At 67.5% G+C, this 17600-nt stretch carries 15 protein-coding genes; 1 reads left to right on the forward strand and 14 read right to left on the reverse strand.

Going from position 1 to position 17600, the window contains the following annotated elements; all coding sequences use genetic code 11:
• Positions 1-4: 4 nt before the first annotated feature.
• The 11 genes from ABD683_RS05295 to ABD683_RS05345 all read right to left on the reverse strand — a co-directional run bounded on the left by ABD683_RS05295 (position 5) and on the right by ABD683_RS05345 (position 12850).
• Positions 5-697, reverse strand: a complete 693-nt coding sequence (locus ABD683_RS05295; RefSeq protein WP_344767968.1) for a gamma-glutamyl-gamma-aminobutyrate hydrolase family protein — start codon at positions 695-697, stop codon at positions 5-7.
• Complete coding sequence (locus tag ABD683_RS05300; protein ID WP_344767970.1) at positions 694-1461, reverse strand: 3-oxoacyl-ACP reductase; 768 nt, start codon at positions 1459-1461, stop codon at positions 694-696. Before ABD683_RS05300 ends, ABD683_RS05295 begins: the two co-directional genes overlap by 4 nt.
• A 74-nt stretch (positions 1462-1535) precedes the next feature.
• Positions 1536-2897, reverse strand: coding sequence for an aldehyde dehydrogenase family protein (locus ABD683_RS05305; RefSeq protein ID WP_344767972.1), 1362 nt, complete (start codon positions 2895-2897; stop codon positions 1536-1538).
• 12 nt (positions 2898-2909) lie between these two features.
• Positions 2910-4271 carry a glutamine synthetase family protein gene (locus tag ABD683_RS05310; protein WP_344767974.1) on the reverse strand — a complete coding sequence of 454 codons (1362 nt, stop codon included), beginning with the start codon at positions 4269-4271 and terminating at the stop codon, positions 2910-2912.
• Positions 4272-4285: 14 nt separating this feature from the next.
• Entirely contained in the window at positions 4286-5014 is a 729-nt protein-coding gene (locus ABD683_RS05315) for a FadR/GntR family transcriptional regulator (RefSeq protein ID WP_344767976.1), read from the reverse strand.
• Positions 5015-5060: 46 nt separating this feature from the next.
• Positions 5061-7529 (reverse strand): GcvT family protein, encoded by a 2469-nt coding sequence (locus ABD683_RS05320; protein WP_344767977.1) that lies wholly within the window; start codon positions 7527-7529, stop codon positions 5061-5063.
• Positions 7526-8425 carry a phosphotransferase gene (locus ABD683_RS05325; protein ID WP_344767979.1) on the reverse strand — a complete coding sequence of 300 codons (900 nt, stop codon included), beginning with the start codon at positions 8423-8425 and terminating at the stop codon, positions 7526-7528. The genes ABD683_RS05320 and ABD683_RS05325 overlap by 4 nt, the downstream gene beginning before the upstream one ends.
• An 82-nt stretch (positions 8426-8507) precedes the next feature.
• Positions 8508-9320, reverse strand: coding sequence for a GntR family transcriptional regulator (locus ABD683_RS05330; RefSeq protein ID WP_344767981.1), 813 nt, complete (start codon positions 9318-9320; stop codon positions 8508-8510).
• Between the two features lie 26 nt (positions 9321-9346).
• Positions 9347-10918, reverse strand: a complete 1572-nt coding sequence (locus ABD683_RS05335; protein ID WP_344767983.1) for an amino acid permease — start codon at positions 10916-10918, stop codon at positions 9347-9349.
• A 124-nt stretch (positions 10919-11042) separates the two neighbouring features.
• Positions 11043-11675, reverse strand: a complete 633-nt coding sequence (locus tag ABD683_RS05340) for a hypothetical protein (protein ID WP_344767985.1) — start codon at positions 11673-11675, stop codon at positions 11043-11045.
• A gap of 41 nt (positions 11676-11716) precedes the next feature.
• Positions 11717-12850, reverse strand: coding sequence for a peptidoglycan-binding domain-containing protein (locus tag ABD683_RS05345; protein ID WP_344767987.1), 1134 nt, complete (start codon positions 12848-12850; stop codon positions 11717-11719).
• Positions 12851-12970: 120 nt separating this feature from the next.
• Between ABD683_RS05345 and ABD683_RS05350 the strand changes: the two genes are divergently transcribed.
• On the forward strand, positions 12971-13762 hold the full coding sequence (locus ABD683_RS05350) for an exodeoxyribonuclease III (RefSeq protein ID WP_344767989.1): 792 nt from the start codon (positions 12971-12973) through the stop codon (positions 13760-13762).
• Here the strand turns inward: ABD683_RS05350 and ABD683_RS05355 are convergent.
• Genes ABD683_RS05355 through wecB form a run of 3 tightly spaced genes read right to left on the reverse strand, consistent with a single transcriptional unit; the run spans position 13755 to position 17582 of the window.
• Complete coding sequence (locus ABD683_RS05355; RefSeq protein ID WP_344767991.1) at positions 13755-15044, reverse strand: class I SAM-dependent methyltransferase; 1290 nt, start codon at positions 15042-15044, stop codon at positions 13755-13757. The two genes, ABD683_RS05350 and ABD683_RS05355, sit on opposite strands and share 8 nt — an antisense overlap.
• A complete protein-coding gene (locus tag ABD683_RS05360; protein WP_344767992.1) occupies positions 15041-16399 on the reverse strand; it encodes an FAD-binding oxidoreductase in 1359 nt (452 codons plus the stop codon). The genes ABD683_RS05355 and ABD683_RS05360 overlap by 4 nt, the downstream gene beginning before the upstream one ends.
• Positions 16400-16424: 25 nt before the next feature.
• Positions 16425-17582 carry a non-hydrolyzing UDP-N-acetylglucosamine 2-epimerase gene (gene wecB, locus ABD683_RS05365; protein WP_344767993.1) on the reverse strand — a complete coding sequence of 386 codons (1158 nt, stop codon included), beginning with the start codon at positions 17580-17582 and terminating at the stop codon, positions 16425-16427.
• Between the last annotated feature and the right edge of the window lie 18 nt (positions 17583-17600).

Consider the following 17600-nt stretch of genomic DNA (forward strand, 5'->3'; position numbering starts at 1 on the left):
ACAATCACGCGGACGCCGCGTCGACCAGGCTCCGGAAGAGCCCGGCATCCTCTCGCGTCTCGGGGTGCCACTGCACCGCCATCCAGAACGGTCGGTCCTCGCGCTCGATCGCCTCGAGGGTGCCGTCGGCGGCACGCGCCGAGGCAATGAACCCGGGGTGCTCGCGTACGGACTGGTGGTGATGACAGGACACCTCGCCGCGATCGCCGATGGCGCTCGCGAGGCGGGTGCCGGCGACGACGTCGATCGCGATCTCGCCGAACTCGTCCGCGCCGGGTGAGTGCTGCTCGTGGCCGACGAGATCGGGTACGTGCTGCTCCAGCGACCCTCCGCCGTGCACCGCCATCACCTGCATGCCGCGGCAGATGCCGAGCACCGGGATCCGCGCCTCCCACGCAGCGTCGAGGAGCGCGAGCTCCCAGGTGTCACGGTCGAGCCGCCATCCGGAGGTACGTTCGTGTGGCTCCGCGCCGTACTGCCACGGGTCGACGTCTGCGCCACCTGCGATGACCAGCGCGTCAATGCGTTGGACGACCGACAGCGCCGCCGTTGCATCAGATGGCGGCAGGAGCACAGCGACTCCCCCGGCAGCTTCGATCGACTGGGCATAGACCGCGTGCAACACGTCCGCCTTCTCGTCCCACACTCCCCACCGGGACTGCTCCCGGTAGGTCGTGACACCGATCAGCGGCTTCACAGCGGGGTGACGTATGCCCCGGAGATGCCGCCGTCGACCAGGAACGTCGAGGCGGTGATGAACGACGACTCGTCGGAGGCCAGGAACAGCACGGCGTTGGCCATCTCCTCGGGCTCGGCGAAGCGGCCGACCGGAACGTGCACCAGTCGCCGGGCGGCACGCTCCGGATCGCTCGCGAACAGCTCCTGCAGCAGCGGGGTGTTGACCGGACCGGGGCACAGGGCGTTGACGCGCACGCCTTCACGCGCGAACTGCACGCCGAGCTCACGCGACATCGACAGCACGCCACCCTTGGAGGCGGAGTAGGAGATCTGCGAGGTCGCGGCGCCCATCACCGCGACGAACGACGCGGTGTTGATGATCGAGCCCTTCTTCTGCTCGAGCATGTAGGGCAGCGCGGCCTTGCAGCACAGGTAGACGCTGGTGAGGTTGACGTCCTGCACGCGCTTCCACGCCTCGAGGTCGGTGTCGAGGATCGAGTCGTCCTCCGGCGGGCTGATGCCGGCATTGTTGAACGCGATGTCGACCGAGCCGTACGTGTCCTTCGCGGTCTTGAAGAGCCCGTCGACCTGTTCCTTTTCGGTGACGTCGACGTGCACGTACGTGCCGCCGAGCTCCTCGGCGATGCCGGGGCCCTTGGCGTCGTCGAGGTCGCCGATCACGACGTTGGCACCCTCCTCCGCGAAGCGGCGGGCGGTCGCCAGGCCAATGCCCGAACAGCCTCCCGTGACGACGGCGGTCTTGCCTTCGATGCGTCCTGCCATGGTTCCTGCTTTCTGGATGTGGTGACCATGCCCTCGAGCTTGTCGAAAGGCCCTTTCGACAAGCTCAAGGAGCGTCAGTCGTTGGAGAAGAAGATGTTCTTGACGTCGGTGAACGAGTGGGGTGCGTCGGGTCCGAGCTCGCGGCCGAGGCCGGACTGCTTGAACCCGCCGAACGGGGTCCAGTAGCGGACCGATGAGTGCGAGTTGACGCTGAGGTTGCCGGCCTCGACACCGCGAGACACCCGCAGTGCGCGGCCGAGGTCGCGGGTGAAGATCGAGCCCGACAGGCCGAACTCGGTGTCGTTGGCCAGCCGAATCGCCTCCTCCTCGGAGTCGAACGGCATCACCGCGACGACCGGACCGAACACCTCCTCGCGCCAGATGCGCTGCTGGGTGTCACCCGCCAGCACGACGGTCGGTGCGAACCAGAAGCCAGGTCCGTCCGGGGCAGAGCCGCTGAACGCGACCTCCACCTCGTCGACGAACCCCTGCACCGTCGCCTTCTGGGCTGCAGAGATGAGGGGTCCCATCTCGCTCGTACGGTCGGACGGGTCGAGCACCTTGACGCCCCGGACGGCCGGCTCCAGCAGCGAGATGAACTCGTCGTACGCCGACCGCTCCACGAGGATCCGCGACCGGGCGCAGCAGTCCTGCCCGGCGTTGTCGAACACCGCCGACGGTGCGGACGCCGCCGCCTTGGCGAGATCGGCATCCGCGAACACGATGTTGGCGCTCTTGCCGCCAAGCTCCAGCGTCACCCGCTTCACCTGGTCAGCGGCGCCGGCCATGATCTTCTTGCCGACCTCGGTGGACCCGGTGAAGCACACCTTGCGGACGGTGGGGTGGGTCACGAACCGCTCGCCGACGACCGAGCCCTTGCCCGGGATCACGGTGAAGACGCCCTCCGGCAGTCCGGCCTCGAGGCCGAGCTCACCGAGGCGGATCGCCGTCAGCGGAGTCAGCTCCGCGGGCTTGAGGACGACGGTGTTGCCGGCCGCAAGAGCCGGGCCGAAGCCCCAGCCCGCGATCGGCATCGGGAAGTTCCACGGCACGATGATCCCGACGACGCCGAGCGGCTCGTGGAACGTCACGTCGATGCCGCCGGCGACGGGGATCTGGTGCCCGGTCAGCCGTTCGGGCGCTGCCGAGTAGTAGTTGAGGACGTCGCGTACGTTGCGCGCCTCCCAGGTGGCATTGCCCCACGTGTGGCCGGAGTTGCGTACCTCGAGCTCGGCGAGCTCGTCGACGTGCTCGTCGACCAGGGAGGCGAAGCGCCGCAGCAGCGTCGCGCGTTCGCCCGGCGGCAGGTCACGCCAGGCGGGGTAGGCGTCGGCGGCACGCTCGATGACGGCGTCGGTCTCCTCGAGGGTCGCGAGGTGGACCTCGGTGACCTGCTCCTCCGTCGACGGGTTGACGACGGTGTACGTGGTGCTCAATTCAATTCCTTTTCAGAGTCGTTCGAAGCCGCGGCGCAGCTCCCAGTCGGTCACGGCGGCGTCATAGGCGGCGAGCTCGACGTCAGCCATGTTGGTGTAGTGGTCGACGACCTCGTCTCCCAGCAGGGAGCGGGCGATCTCCGAGGTCGTGAACGCCTCGCGGGCCTCCCGCAGCGTGGTCGGGACCTTGGGCTTGTCGGACTCGTACGCATTGCCGGTCTGCTCCGGCTCCAGCTCGAGCTCGTTGGCGATGCCGTACAAGCCTCCCGCGAGCATCGCGGCGAGGGCGAGGTAGGGGTTGGTGTCGCCGCCGGGCACCCGGTTCTCGAGCCGCGCGCTCGGACCGTGGCCGACCAGGCGTACGGCACACGTGCGGTTGTCGAGTCCCCAGGCGACGGTCGTCGGCGCGAACGATCCGCCGGCGAAACGCTTGTAGGAGTTGATGTTGGGTGCGTAGAGCAGCGTGAAGTCGCGCATCGTCGCGAGGATGCCGGCGATGAAGTGGTCGTACGTCGCGCTCCGCTTGTCGGTGTCCCAGAAGACCAGCTCGCCGTCCTTGCCGCGCAGCGACAGGTGGATGTGGCAGGAGTTGCCCTCGCGTTCGTTGTACTTCGCCATGAACGTCAGCGCCTGGCCGTGCTGCGCGGCGATCTCCTTGGCGGCGGTCTTGTAGACCGCGTGGTTGTCGGCGGTCGTCACGACCTCGTCGTACAGGAAGCCGATCTCGTGCTGGCCGAAGTTGCACTCACCCTTGGCGCCCTCGACGTTCATCCCGGCGGCGTACATCGTGTTGCGGATGTCGCGCAGCAACGGTTCGACGCGGGTCGTGCCGACGATCGAGTAGTCGACGTTGTACTGGTTGGCGGCCGGCAGGTCCTGGTAGTTGCTGCTCCAGGCCTCCTCGTACGTCGTGTTGAAGAGGATGAACTCGAGCTCGGTGCCGGCCAGTGCGGTGAAACCGGCCTTGGCCGCCGCGGCGACCTGGTCCTTGAGGATCGTGCGCGGCGACTGGACGACAGGCTTGTGGTCGAGCCAGACCAGGTCGCACTGGATCATCGCGGTGGCCGGCAGGTGGCGGAGCAGCCGGATCGTGTCGAGGTCGAGGGCGAACTCCATGTCGCCGTAGCCCTTCTCCCACGACGACATCTCGTAGCCGTCGACCGTGTTCATGTCGACGTCGACGCTCAGGAGGTAGTTGCACCCCTCAGTGCCGTTCTCGATGACGTGGTCGACGAAGTACTGGCCGTGCAGCCGCTTGCCCTGCAGCCGGCCCTGCATGTCGGTGAACGCGACGATGACGGTGTCGATCGCGCCCTCGCTGATTTGGACGCGCAGCTGCTCGATCGTGAGGAGCTTGGGGTGGCGTGTGGTCATTGGATGGTTCCCCTTCACATCAGGCCCCGGAGCAGAGCGGCCGTGTCATCGCAGTGACTTTCCATGATCCGTCTGGCTCGCGCGCCGTTGCCGGCGAGGATCGCCTTCGCAATGGCGTCATGCTGCTGACGGGAGTGGTCGATGTTGCGGTCGAGCAGCGGGATCGCGTCGAGCATGTCGTGCAGGCAGATCTGCACGTTGGTCACGGCGTCGATCAGCAGGGGCGAGCCCGACAGCGACGCGATCGCCAGGTGGAACTGCGAGTCGGCCTGGCGATGGAGTGCCTTGCTCGACGCCGTGTTGACCTTGTCCAGCGCGGCACGCAGCATCACCGCCTGCTGCTCGGAGAGCTCGATCGCCGCGGCGGCCTGGGCGGCGCCGGGCTCGACGATCCGCCGGAAGTCGAGCGCGTCGAGCAGCTCCTCGCGGGGGCGATCGGGCGTACGCCGCGAACCCGGCTCGCCGGGCCGGAAGTCGACGACGGTGCCCCCTCCCCTGCCGCGGCGGGTCGTGACCAGGCCGGCTTCGCGCAGCGCGGCGATCGCCTCGCGGAGGGTGGCCCGTGAGACGCCGATGAGCTCTGCGAGCTCACGCTCGGGCGGCAGCGTCGTGCCGTCGGCGTAGATCCCGAGGCGGATCGAGGTGGCGAGCTTCTCGACGCAGGACTCGAACGCGTGGTGCCCGCGCACCGGGCGGAGGACGGCGTCGGCGAGCGGATCGCGGTCCAACAGCTGCTCCGCCATCACGCCTCCTCGTTAAGGTCTGGTTTCGAACCTTATCGACATGCGGTCACCGTGTCCACGACTGGGCCGGTCGGATCTTGTCGCCGGCCGGGTCGAACAGGGGCTTCAGCGACACCGTGACGGGAATGCGTCGCCCGCCGACGTCGAGCTCGTAGTCGCCGTCTCCCACGTACGCCGCGTCGGCAACCCGGCCCTCGGGCGCCGTGACCCAGGCGAGCCCGACGCCGGAGCCGATCGTCGCACCCCAGGAGCCCGACATTGCCTGGCCCGAGGCCGCCCCGTCGCGCAGGAGGAGCTCGCCGCCCCAGATCATGGCGCCCGGGTCGTCGCAGGCGAAGGACACCAGGCGACGGGACGGTCCCGCGGCCTTGGCCTCCTCGACGGCCGAACGGCCGAGGAAGTCGATGTCGGTGCCGAGCTTGCAGGTGAAGGACAGCCCCGCCTCGACCGGGTTGACCTCGGGCGTCAGCTCACGGCCGAACGCCCGGTAGCCCTTCTCCAGGCGCATCGCCTCGATGGCGTAGTAGCCCGCGTCGACGAGTCCGAGGTCGACACCGGCCTCCTTGATCGCGTCATAGACGGCAGGGGCGTCACCGTTCTTGACGTAGAGCTCCCAGCCGAGCTCGCCGACATACGTGATCCGGGTGGCCCGTACCGTCGCACCTGCCAGCTCGATCTCGTGGCTCGCGCCGAACGCGAAGCCGTCCTCCGACAGGTCGGCCTCGGTCAGTCGGCCGAGCAGGTCACGAGAGTGAGGGCCCATGACGCCGAGGACCGACAGCCGGTCGGTGACGTCGGTGACGTGCGCGTCGAGTCCCTTCGGGATGTTGCGGCGGATCCAGTCCTGGTCGCGCTCGGTGGTGGCCGAACTGCTGACCAGGAAGTACTCGTCGTCGAGCACCCGGGTGACCGTGAGGTCCGACTCGTAGCCGCCGCGCGCATTGAGCAGCGCGGTGTAGACCGAGGTGTCGTTGGCCACCGCGACGTCATTGCTGCAGATCCACTGCAGCGCCGCCTCGGCATCGTCGCCGTGCACGACGTACTTGGAGAACGACGTCTGGTCAAACACCGCGACCGCCGTACGGCATGCGTGCTGCTCGGCGGCCGACCACGGCAGCCAGTTCTGCTTGCCCCAGGCATACCGGATCGAGGGGTCGACCGCCGGCGGCGCGAAGAAGTTGGCACGCTCCCACCCCATCTTGCTGCCGAACCCCGCGTTGGCCGCGGCGAGACGCTCGTAGAGCGGCGACGTACGCAGCGGTCGCGCCGTGTCGAACTCCCGGTTGGGCCACGGCACCGAGTAGTGCAGCCCGAGGACCTCCGCGACCCGAGCGCGGAGGTACTCCTTGTCGTTCTGGAACGGGGCGAACCGGCGGATGTCGACCGCGAGCAGGTCGACGCTGGGCTGGCCGTCGAGGATCCACTCGGCGAGCGCGCGACCGGCGCCACCCGCCGAAGCGATGCCGACGGAGTTGAAGCCGGCGCCGACGAAGAAGCCCGTGACGCTCGGCGCCTCGCCGAGGATGAACTGGTTGTCGGGCGTGAAGCTCTCGGGGCCGTTGTAGAACTTGCGGATGCCGGTCTCGTGCAGTGCCGGGATCCGCTCCAGCGCACTGTCCATCAGGATCTGGAAGTGCTCCCAGTCCTCGCCGAGCAGCTGGAACTCGAACGGGTAGGGGATCTGGTCGGGTGCGACCCACGGCTTGGCGACTGGTTCGAAGCCGCCGACCACGAGGCCACCGACCTCTTCCTTGAAGTACGTGTAGCCGTCCGGGTCACGCAGGATCGGCAGGTCGGGTCGCACGCCCTCGATCTGGTCAGTGACGACGTAGAAGTGCTCGGCGGAGTGCAGCGGCACGCTGACCCCGATCTTCGCGGCGAGGTGGTGGGCCCACTGGCCGGCGCAGTTGACGACGATCTCGGCCTCGATGTCGCCCTGGTCGGTGCGCACCCCGGTCACCGCGCCGTCGGCGACGAGCACCTCAAGGACCCGCAGGTGCTCGATCACGGTCGCGCCACGCGTACGGGCTCCCCGTGCCAGCGCCTGCGTGACGTCGGTCGGGTTGGCCGTACCGTCGCCCGGGAGCCACAGCCCGCCGACGAGGTCATCGGTCGCGATGAGCGGCCATCGGTCGCCGGCTTGCTCCGGTGTCAGCAGCTCGCACTCCAGGTCGTACGCCGCCGCGGTCGCTGCCGTACGGCGCAGCTGCTCCATGCGGTCCTCGGTGCGAGCCACCGTGACACCGCCGCAGCGCTTGAACCCGGCGCTGAGCCCGGTCTCGGCCTCGAGCTGCTCGTAGAGGGAGGCGGAGTACTGCACCAGCGTCGTGCCGGACTGCGTCGCCCGGAGCTGGCCGACCAGTCCCGCCGCGTGCCACGTGGTGCCGCAGGACAGCTCACCCTGCTCGAGCAGGACGACATCGCGCTCGCCGTTCAGCGTCAGGTGATAGGCGACGCTGGTGCCCACGATGCCGCCACCGATGACGACGATGCGCGCGCGGTCCGGGATCGTCATGACGCGGCCACCTCCAGCCACGTGCCGAAGTCAGGCGAGCGGAAGTCGGCGGCCGCCTTGTCGAAGCGCTCCTGGCCCCACCCGTAGAAGTCGAAGTCGTCATCACGCGTCGCGGCCTGGATGAAGCCCCACAGCGACCAGCCATAACGGCTCGTCACGGCGCGGAGCCTCGTACGGGCGATCAGCTTCGGCGACTCGTGGCCGACGTACGCCGTGACCAGCTCACCGAGGTGCTCGTCGTCGAGCTCGCACTCGGTCCAGCAGTTGCCGAGCTCGAAGAACGGGTCGTTGTTGCCGGAGTACTCGTAGTCGATCAGCCAGAGCTTGTCGCCGTCGTCGACGATGTTGCCGGCGAGCAGGTCGTTGTTGCACGGCACGGTGTCGACCGGGCTGACCCCGAGAGCATCCCGGATGCGGGCGAAGTCGGCGGCGAAGTCGGCATAGCCGTCGGGGACCTTGAAGCCGCGCTCGGTGCAGGTGCGCAGATAGGTTGCCTGGCGGGTGAACATGTCGAACTCGTTCTGGAATCGCGGTCCCGCGTGCAGCATGCGGAGCGCGATCGCGACTCGGTCGAGTGCTCCCGGTGCCCGCAGGTCGGCGTCGACGTACGTACGCCCCTCGATGAACCCGATGACCAGCAGCCCGAGGTCGGGGCGGTAGTCGACGTACGGCGCGCCGACGCCTGACTGCTCAGCCGCACGGGTGTTGAACGCCTCCGCCTCCCGGTCGATGTCGAGCAGCTCAGAATCGCTGAGGTTGAGCCGGGCGACGTACACCCCGTCCGGGGTCGTGACCTTGAGGTTGCGGTTGGTCAATCCGCCGGAGAGCTCCTCGATCCGGCGCGGCGAGCCCGTCAACGCCGGCACCTGGTCGAGCAACGCGTCCAGCTCCGTCATGCAAGGACCCTACCGACCCATCCCAGCAAAGGTCTAGACATCACAGGCCGGACGCACGGGGGTCCGGCCCACGGGCGGTTCTTCAGGTGAGGTCGATGCTGAGCTCCGTGGCCACGTGCGTGCCGGCGCCCGTCTGCAGGGTGATGCGGGTCCGGTCGGGGCGATAACGGTCGCGCGCGTACTCGACGACGATCCCGCCGGCCGTCGACGCCTTCCTGGTGACCAACATCAGCGCCGTCCCGGGATCGACGTCGAGCAGCGCAGCATGCTCGTCGGAGGAGATCTCCGGCTCGAGCCACTCGACGGCCCGGTCGGGCGCGAGTCCGTACGCCTTGCGCATCAGCGCGTAGAGCGACCCCGTCAGCTGGTGGTCGAGCAGACCCGGAAAGAGCTGTGCCGGGAGGTAGGTCTCCTCCAGAGCGAGCGGCTGCCGCCGTGCGGACCGGACGCGGACGAGCTCGACGACCTCTTGCCCCCGCGCGATCTCCAGACCCTCGGCCACCTCGGCTGGTGCGTCGATGAGCTGAGCGCGCACGACGCGAGCGCCTGCTCGTACGTTGGCGCGCCGCATCTGCTCGGTGAACCCGGGCAGCCCCGTGAGGTCGACCGCGACGCGCGGCTCGCGGATGAAGTTGCCTCCGGCGCGGCCACGGCGACGCTCGATCCAGCCCTGCTGCTCCAGCGAGCCGAGCGCCTGACGCAGCGTCATTCGGCTCACCCCGAGGGCGGCAGCAAGACCTTCTTCGGGTGGCAGCTTGTCGCCCGGTCGCAGCTTGCCGGGAACCATCCGCGACAGCAGCCACGCAGAGATACGGGCATGCGAGGGTTCATCGGTCGTGGCACCGAGATCCGGCTTGTCAGCCAGTGCATCGTCGTCGACGTCGAGAACCCTCACATGCCCATCCTCGTCCTTCCCTCCCGTCAGTCCTTGAACGCCTCGACGACAGCCTCGTCGATCGTGTGCTTCGGACCCGTGAACCATTTCTTGGCCGACAGGTGCCACCAGAGCGTCAGCAGGATCAGCGCACCACCGGTCAGGATCGGCGCGTAGTTGACGAACTTCCACGAGAAGTTGTCGTCCCACGGCCTCGCCGCCGGAGTGAACGGCAGGATGAAGTAGACGCAGATGATGGCGATCTCGATGACGGCGATCAGGTTCATCCACTTGTACTTCTTGCCGTTGGTCCAGCTGCCCGGCTTGAACGCGTCGCCCATCTTCCAGCGGAGCCAGATCGGGATCAGGAACGCCAGATAGAGCCCGATCACGGCGACCGAGACCACCGCGTAGAACGCCACGGGGACGATCAGTGGGGCATCCGCCGTACCGAGGTTGACCTCGACCAGAGCAGGCAGGGTGATGAGGGCGCCGATGACGGCCACGAAGATGACGGCATTCGCCGGCACCTTGGCGGACGTGACCTTCGACCACAGTCCCGATCCCGGGATCGCACCGTCACGACTGAACGCGAACGTCATGCGCGAAGCACTCGTCAGGCAAGCGACCGTGCAGAAGAACTGACCGGCGGTCGAGATGGCGAGGACCGTGACATGCCAGCCTTGCGGCAACGCCTGGCTGAAGATCGCGTCCACGCCACCACCTGCCGCTGTCACACCATCCTTGTCCTGGACCGCGAACAGGAAGGCGAGCAGCAGGATCCAGCCTCCAACAGCCGAGTAGAAGATCGAGCGCCAGATGCCCTTCGCCGCACCCTCGGACGCTGCCTGGGTCTCCTCCGAGAGGTGAGCCGAGGCGTCGAAGCCGGTGATCGTGTACTGCGTGAGCAAGAAGCCCAGCGGAAGCACCAGGAACCAGAAGTGGTTTCCAGAGGTCGCAGCATCCGCATATCCGGAGTTGTTGACCTTGTCACCGAACACGAAGTCGAGCGCCTGATGCGTGTCGGGGACGAACACCAGGATCGCAATGACGAATGCCACACCGGCCACGTGCCACCAGACCGAGATGTTGTTCAGCACAGCCATCAGGTGACCGCTGAAGATGTTCAGAATGGCAGCGATGGCCAGCAGGATCACGAAGATCACGAACACGCGCTGGAGGCTGTAGTCGTCAGCCCAACCACTGCTCATGGTGCTGAGCGTCAGATCGAGGAACGTCGCACATCCGTACGCGACCGATGCCGTGACGGCGAGCAGGCCGATGAGGTTGAGCCAGCCGGTGAAGAAGCCCGCGGCCGGCCCGCCCATCTTGGAGGCCCACCAGTAGATGCCGCCGGACGTCGGGTAGGCCGACACCAGCTCAGACATCGTGAACCCGATGATGAGGATGAAGATCGAGATGATCGGCCAGCCCCAGGAGATCGCGATGGGACCGCCGTTGTTCCACGCCTGGCCAAAGGTCGTGAAGCAGCCAGCAAGGATCGAGATGATCGAAAAGGAGATCGCAAAGTTGGAGAAGCTCGACCAGTTGCGGTTGAGCTCCTGCTTGTAGCCAAGCGTCGCGAGTAGCTTTTCGTCCTCGGTGAGTTGATCCGCCATGTGGTGCACCCAACTTTCAGTGAAGTTGGTGCATGCTAGCCCCTGCGTTGCGTTTGCATCTAGACCTTTGATGCAGAAGTTTCATCCCCGATACGCGACGGAATCGGGCGCGTCACACAAGCTTTCAGTGGGATTCGTCGGGCGGCTGCGAGATCGATCGGCGCAGCTGGTCGCGCTCTGACTTGAGCCGCTTGACCTGGTTCTTGCGGCGCGTCATCCACAGGCTCGTCGCGGTGAGCGCGAGTGCTGCCGCGGCACCGATGACGGCGCCGATCAGGGTCCCGGCACGGAAGTTGGGGGCGTCGACGTCCATGATCCGCTCGCCGGCGTGCGCAGCCTTGCTCGTGCCCAGCACGACCGAGAGCGTCAGCCAGTTGGGTGCCGCGAGGACGATCGCGAACAGCGCGACGATGAGCCGCCACGTCCAGTTGAAGAAGCGGCGACGGATCTGGAACAGGATCAGCAGCGGCACGAACGTGAACAGGAATCCGTAGAACAGGCCCCAGAGGGTGCCGGCGGTGAAGCCGCCCTGCACCTGGTCGGCCACTCGCTGCGCCCACCACCGTGGGAAGAACGCGGCCGCGACGCGGAATGCGATGAACGCCGCGACGAGTGCCACGAGGACCAGCACGATCCGGAGCACCCAGTTGCTCGACTCGGTGTCGCGGACGTCGGCCCGGTCGTGGCCCGCGTTCGCAGGTGCGTCGCTGGTGGGCTTGTCCTGGGGTGCGTCCGGCGTCGCCGACTCGTCCGTCATGGCCTCATCATGGCACCACGGCGCCGCGAGATGCCACGCCTTCAGCGCGCCGTGAGGGCCTGCCACTCGGGCTTGCCCACGATGCCGGTCTGCTGGAGACCGGCATCGGCCTGCAGCTTCTTGACCGCCGCGAGGGTGACGACACCGAAGTAGCCGTTGCGGTCGGCGGGCTTCATGCCGAGCGCGAGCTGCAGGAATGCTGAGCCCTTGCCGGTCGAGGTCAGGCGCAGCGTCGTGCCGCCGTACGTCTTGAGCCCGTACGCCGCTGCCTGCTTCGCGTTGTATCCGGCGGTCACGTCATTCGTCGCCTTGGCGGGGAACATCGACGCCCAGGTCGGCACGTCGAGCATCCCGGTCACCGGCAGGTCATGGGCTCGCTGGTAGTCCCTGACGGCATACGTGGTCGCCTGATCAAACGTCTTGGTCTGCTTGATCTTGAGCAGGGCCTGAGCCGTCACGACGGTCTTGGCCTTCGAGCCGAACAGCGCGATCGCGTTGGGGTGCTTGCGGACCAGCGAGATCTGCTTGCCGCACGGGGTGAACCGCGGTGTCAGCGACGGGATGGCGGGTTGCCCGGCGAAGTAGGCGCACGGGCCGTGGTCGACCTTCTGCACCGCTCCAGTCCAGAACGAGGTGTTGCCGCGGGCGCCATTCCAGCTGAACGAGATGTGGATGTGGTCGGTGTGTCCCGAGCTCGGACGCCATCCTTCCTTCTCGCGGTAGACCGCCCAGATCAGCTTGTTGTGGATCACGTACATGATGCCGAGGCGTTTGGCGTTCTCGCCGTGGTTGGCGGTCAGCCAGGCGAGGAAGTCGCCGGCCGCCTTCTTCTGCCTGGCGTCCTTGACGTTGACCATCCAGTCCCACGCACGACCGTCGGCGTGCTCGGACGTGCCCTCGTTGCACGTGCGTGCGGTGTTGCCGGCGCCACCCGTTCCGTACGTCTTGAGCACCAGGTCGCGGAGCTTGGCCACTCCGGCGGGCGTGCCGGGCTGGCACGAGATCTGCGGTACGTACGCGGGCGTCGCGTCGAGCGCTGTCGGTAGCTTGACCGGCGCCTTGAGGCCGACGGGCTTGGCCGGGAACGGGACCGGCGTCGTCGATGCACCCTCGGCCGAGACGACGCCACCGAGGCACAGCACCGCCACGACGGCGACCAGAAGCAATCGGCGCATGTTGGTCCCTCCTCCATCGCGACGAGCTTCCATAATGCGTCCCTTCCGTCACACCTGTCCCGCGAATCACACGATTGGGCGGAGCGGAGCACTGTCATGACGCTCGGATAGGTTCGTTCCATGCGCATCGCGACCTGGAACGTCAACTCCATCCGGAGCCGCATCGACCGCGTCGTCGCCTGGCTCGAGGCCAACGACGTCGACGTGCTCGCGATCCAGGAGACCAAGTGCCGCGAGGACCAGTTCCCCGGTCTCGAGCTGTCCGCACTGGGCTACGAATACGTCCACTTCGGCCTCAACCAATGGAACGGCGTCGCGCTGATCTCCCGGGTCGGGCTCGACGACGTCGCCACCTCGTACGCCGACGACCAGCCGCACTTCGGCGACCCGGCACACCTCGAGGCGCGCTCGATCGGCGCGACGTGCGGCGGCGTACGCGCGTGGAGCTTCTACGTGCCCAACGGTCGTACGCTCGACGATCCGCACTACGACTACAAGCTCCAGTGGCTCGACCGCCTGCACGCCGCGTCGAGCCAGTGGCTCGCCGACGATCCCAACGCGCAGATCGCGCTGATGGGTGACTGGAACGTCGCGCCGACCGACGATGACGTGTGGGACATGGCGGTGTTCGAGGGCCACACCCACGTGTCGGTCCCCGAGCGCGAGGCGTTCCAAGCCATCGTCGACGCGGGCTACGCCGATGTCGTACGGCCGCACACCCCGGGCCCGGGCGTCTACACCTACTGGGACTACCAGCAGCTGGCGTTCCCCAAGAAGCGCGGACTCCGCATCGACTTCATCCTCGCCTCTCCGGCGCTGGCATCACGCGTCGAGGCAGCGTTCATCGACCGCGAAGAGCGCAAGGGCAAAGGCCCCAGCGATCACGCCCCGGTCGTCATCGACATCAGCTGAGCCAGTCGGGGCGAAGCGGCCAGTTGGCCTGGCCCTTGTCGTCCGTCTTGACCGCGAGCACGTGGTGCAGCTCGATCTCGTTGCGCTCGAACGCCAGCCGGGAGCCGGCCATGTAGATGCCCCAGACCTTGGCGCGGCCGATGCTGACCTCGTTGAGTGCCTCGTCCCAGTGCTCGACGAGGTTGTCGCACCAGGCGTGCAGCGTCATGGCGTAGTGCTCGCGGAGGTTCTCGACGTGACGCACCTCGAGGCCGGCATCCTGCGCCGCCGTCGTGATGCGGCCGACGCCGGTGAGCTCGCCGTCGGGGAACACGTACCGGTCGATGAACGCACCCGTCGACATCGTCTTGTTGTGCGGGCGGGTGATGCAGTGGTTGAGGATACGGCCGCCGGTCTTGACGTGGTCGCGCATGAACGAGAAGTAGGCCGGGTAGTTCTTGACACCGATGTGCTCGGTCAGGCCGATCGAGCTGATCGCGTCGAAGCCGGTCTCCGTGACGTCGCGGTAGTCCATGAACCGCACCTCGGCGAGGTCGTCGAGTCCCTGACGCTTGATCTCCTCCTGCGCCCAGGTCGCCTGCTCCCTAGACAGCGTGACGCCCAGCACCTTGACGCCGTAGTGCTTGGCGGCGTGGCGGACCATGCCGCCCCAGCCGCAGCCGATGTCGAGCAGTCGCTGTCCGGGCTGCAGGTTGAGCTTGCGCGCGATGAGGTCGTACTTCTCGTACTGCGCCTCCTCGAGCGTCGACTCGAGTGTCGGGTAGACCGCGCACGTGTAGGTCATCGACGGACCGAGCACCAGCTCGTAGAACCGGTTGGACACGTCGTAGTGGTGGTGGATCGCCTCGGCGTCCCGCTTCTTGTTGTGGCGCAGTCCTTCGAGGGCGCGACGCCACTTGGGCAGGTGCTCCTCCTCCGGCGGCGGCGGGGGCTTGAGGTTGCCGAAGCCCAGGCTGCGGACGATCTGCAGCATCTCGGGTGCCGTGGGCATCTTGAAGCGCAGCTGGCTCATCACCAGCACCATGGCGTCGTACGGGTTGCCGGGATGCACGCCCTCGAGCTCGAGGTCGCCGGACACGTACGCGCGGGCGAAGCCCAGATCGCCGGGCGACGTCATGAGATAGGCGAGGCCGCGCTCGTTGACCAGGCGGAGCGTGATCGGCGCGTCCTCCGGTCCGGCGGCACTCCCGTCGAACGCCTCGAACCGGAACGGGAGTCCGTCCTTCATCAGCCGTCCGAGGGCGTCGGCGATCGAGAGTCGTACACCTACGTCTGTGGTCATGTGTTCCTCACCGCTTTCTCGTAGAGAGTGCTGAGACGCCCGTCGGGGTCATAGCGACGGCGGGCGGCGGCGAGCGTCTCGCCGCCATACATCTGCTCGAAGGTGTCCTGGTCGTAGAACGCCTCGGAGTACAGAGACTTGTGGCCGCCCATCCGCTGGACGGCTTCCTCGATGCGCCGGTTGACCGCACCGGGCTCGGACCCGGCCGGGACCTCGACGGTGCCCCAGAAGCCGGCGTTGACGTACGTCGCACCGGGCGTCAGCGGGTAGACGGGCCAGGCCCGGGTCGTACGCAGCGGGCACAGCCACACGGGGCGCATGCCGATCTCGGCGTCGAACCACTCGAGGAACTCCGGGAGGCGGTCGACCGGCACCTCGATGTCCTGGATGACCCGCTCGCGGCCCGGCACCTTCTTGATGCGGTCGAGCAGCCGGCTGAGGCCGACCTTCTCGTCGAGACCGACCAGGCGGTGGTAGACGTCGCTGCGGCGCCAGCGGCGGGGCCAGATGCGGCGCAGGATCTTGTTCTGCGCGCCGAACGCGCCTGAGCACCAGAACCAGTCGGTGTCCCAGCGCCAGATGTATTGCTCCATCGTCATCGAGTCGGTCTCGCGGGTCTGGATCGACTTGTAGTAGATCTGCTGGCCCGTGTAGTCGCTCGGCTTGCCCGGTGCGTCGTTGGTGAACTGCGCCAGCGTCAGGTAGATCTCGTCCGGGCTGAACGCGGTGCCGTCGAGCGCGTCGACGCGTACGCCCTCCCACTCGCCGGTGTCGGCGATGACCTCGATCGTCTTGACCGCGGCGTTGGCGTCGGCGACGCGTACGTGCCGCAGCGACGCTCGGGCCGGGACGACCTCGAGCTTGATCCTGAGCCGAGTCGCGTAGCCGAGGCTTCCGTAGGAGTTGGGGAACGCGTCGAACAGGTCGGCGTGGTCGCCCTCAGGTGCAGCGGTGACGATCTCGCCGGACCCGGTGAGGATGTCCATCTCCAGCACCGACTCGTGCGGCAGCCCGCTGCGGAACGACGTCGACTCGATGCCGAGCCCCGTCACGGCACCGCCGAGCGTGATGGTCTTGAGCTGCGGCACGACGTACGGCATCAACCCGCGCGGCAACGTCTCGGCGACGAGGTCCTCGTACGTGCACATGCCCTGCACGTCGGCGGTCAGCGCATCGATGTCGATGTCGATGACGCCGTCGAGCCCGCTGACGTCGAGACCCGTGACGGACTCGTCGCGGGGACGGAACAGGTTGGAGGTCTTCTTGGCGAGGCGCACGCGATCGCCGGCCGGGATGCGTTTGAAGGATGCCCCGAGCCGGTCAACAGCCTCCTGGTGCGCTGGCCAACCCTTCACATACTGCAGATTACGACTGTCCCTGTCAGACGGCATCGTCGGGAGGGGCAAAATCGTCGACCCGCTTGCCCAGGCCGAAGAACTGCTCCATCGCGGCGAGGTGTCGTGGGGTCGCCGCGCCGTCGCCGTACGGGTTGACCGCGTTGGCCATCGACGCATACCAGTCAGGGTCGGTGATCAGCCGTTCGCACTCGTCGACGATGCGGCTCTCACCCGTGCCGACCAGCCGTACGGTGCCCGCCGACAGGGCCTCGGGGCGCTCGGTGTTGTCACGCATCACGAGCACCGGCTTGCCGAGCGACGGCGCCTCCTCCTGGATGCCGCCGGAGTCGGTGAGCACGAAGGTGCACAGTGACAGCAGGTGCGTGAAGCGGCCGTAGTCGATCGGCTCGGTGACGACGACGTTGTCGATCGACTCGACGTATGGCAGCACGGCCTCGCGCACGACGGGGTTGCGGTGTGCCGGCAGCACGATGGTCCAGTCGGGGTGGCGCGTCGCGACCTCGGCCAGCGCACGGCCGACGTCGTGCATGCCCTCGCCCTGGTTCTCGCGGCGGTGGATCGTGACGAGGATGAACGGTTTGCCGGAGTCGGCCACCGCGTCGAGCGCCTCGTCGTCGAACGCGACCTTGTGCTTGACGGCCTCGAGCAGTGCGTCGATCACGGTGTTGCCCGTGACGACGACGTCGGCAGCAGGGATGTTCTCCACGAGCAGGTTGTTGCGGCTCAGCGGCGTCGGCGCAAAATGCAGGCTCGCCAGCTGGCTGGTCATCTTGCGGTTGACCTCCTCGGGGAACGGCGAGTAGCGCTGCCCGCTGCGGAGCCCGGCCTCGACGTGGAAGACCGGGATCTGGAGATAGAACGCGGCCAGCGCGGCGACCATGCTGGTCGTCGTGTCGCCCTGCACGATGACGGCGTCGGGCTTGTGCTCCTCCATCGCCAGCGTCAGCCCGTTGAGCGCCTTCTCGGTGATGCCGGCGAGGGTCTGGCGGGGTTGGATGATGTCGAGGTCGACGTCGGGGACGATGCCGAACAGCTCGTTGACCTGGTCGAGCATCTCGCGATGCTGGCCCGTCACCGCGACGAGCTGGTCGAACGACGCGTTGCGTTCGATCGCGCTCACCAGCGGAGCCATCTTGATGGCTTCCGGGCGCGTGCCGTAGACCGGCATCAGCAACGGCATGCGTACCCCTTGAGGCTC

The sequence above is a fragment of the Aeromicrobium panaciterrae genome (assembly GCF_039537165.1).
GTDB lineage: Bacteria > Actinomycetota > Actinomycetes > Propionibacteriales > Nocardioidaceae > Aeromicrobium > Aeromicrobium panaciterrae.

Bases quoted from the DNA above. Each gene is read 5' to 3' on its own strand.
- ABD683_RS05300 (WP_344767970.1), bottom strand. From the start codon at position 1,461: ATGGCAGGACGCATCGAAGGCAAGACCGCCGTCGTCACGGGAGGCTGT.
- ABD683_RS05310 (WP_344767974.1), bottom strand. From the start codon at position 4,271: ATGACCACACGCCACCCCAAGCTCCTCACGATCGAGCAGCTGCGCGTC.
- ABD683_RS05315 (WP_344767976.1), bottom strand. From the start codon at position 5,014: ATGGCGGAGCAGCTGTTGGACCGCGATCCGCTCGCCGACGCCGTCCTC.
- ABD683_RS05320 (WP_344767977.1), bottom strand. From the start codon at position 7,529: ATGACGATCCCGGACCGCGCGCGCATCGTCGTCATCGGTGGCGGCATC.
- ABD683_RS05325 (WP_344767979.1), bottom strand. From the start codon at position 8,425: ATGACGGAGCTGGACGCGTTGCTCGACCAGGTGCCGGCGTTGACGGGC.
- ABD683_RS05335 (WP_344767983.1), bottom strand. From the start codon at position 10,918: ATGGCGGATCAACTCACCGAGGACGAAAAGCTACTCGCGACGCTTGGC.
- ABD683_RS05340 (WP_344767985.1), bottom strand. From the start codon at position 11,675: ATGACGGACGAGTCGGCGACGCCGGACGCACCCCAGGACAAGCCCACC.
- ABD683_RS05345 (WP_344767987.1), bottom strand. From the start codon at position 12,850: ATGCGCCGATTGCTTCTGGTCGCCGTCGTGGCGGTGCTGTGCCTCGGT.
- ABD683_RS05350 (WP_344767989.1), top strand. From the start codon at position 12,971: ATGCGCATCGCGACCTGGAACGTCAACTCCATCCGGAGCCGCATCGAC.
- ABD683_RS05355 (WP_344767991.1), bottom strand. From the start codon at position 15,044: ATGACCACAGACGTAGGTGTACGACTCTCGATCGCCGACGCCCTCGGA.
- wecB (WP_344767993.1), bottom strand. From the start codon at position 17,582: ATGCCGTTGCTGATGCCGGTCTACGGCACGCGCCCGGAAGCCATCAAG.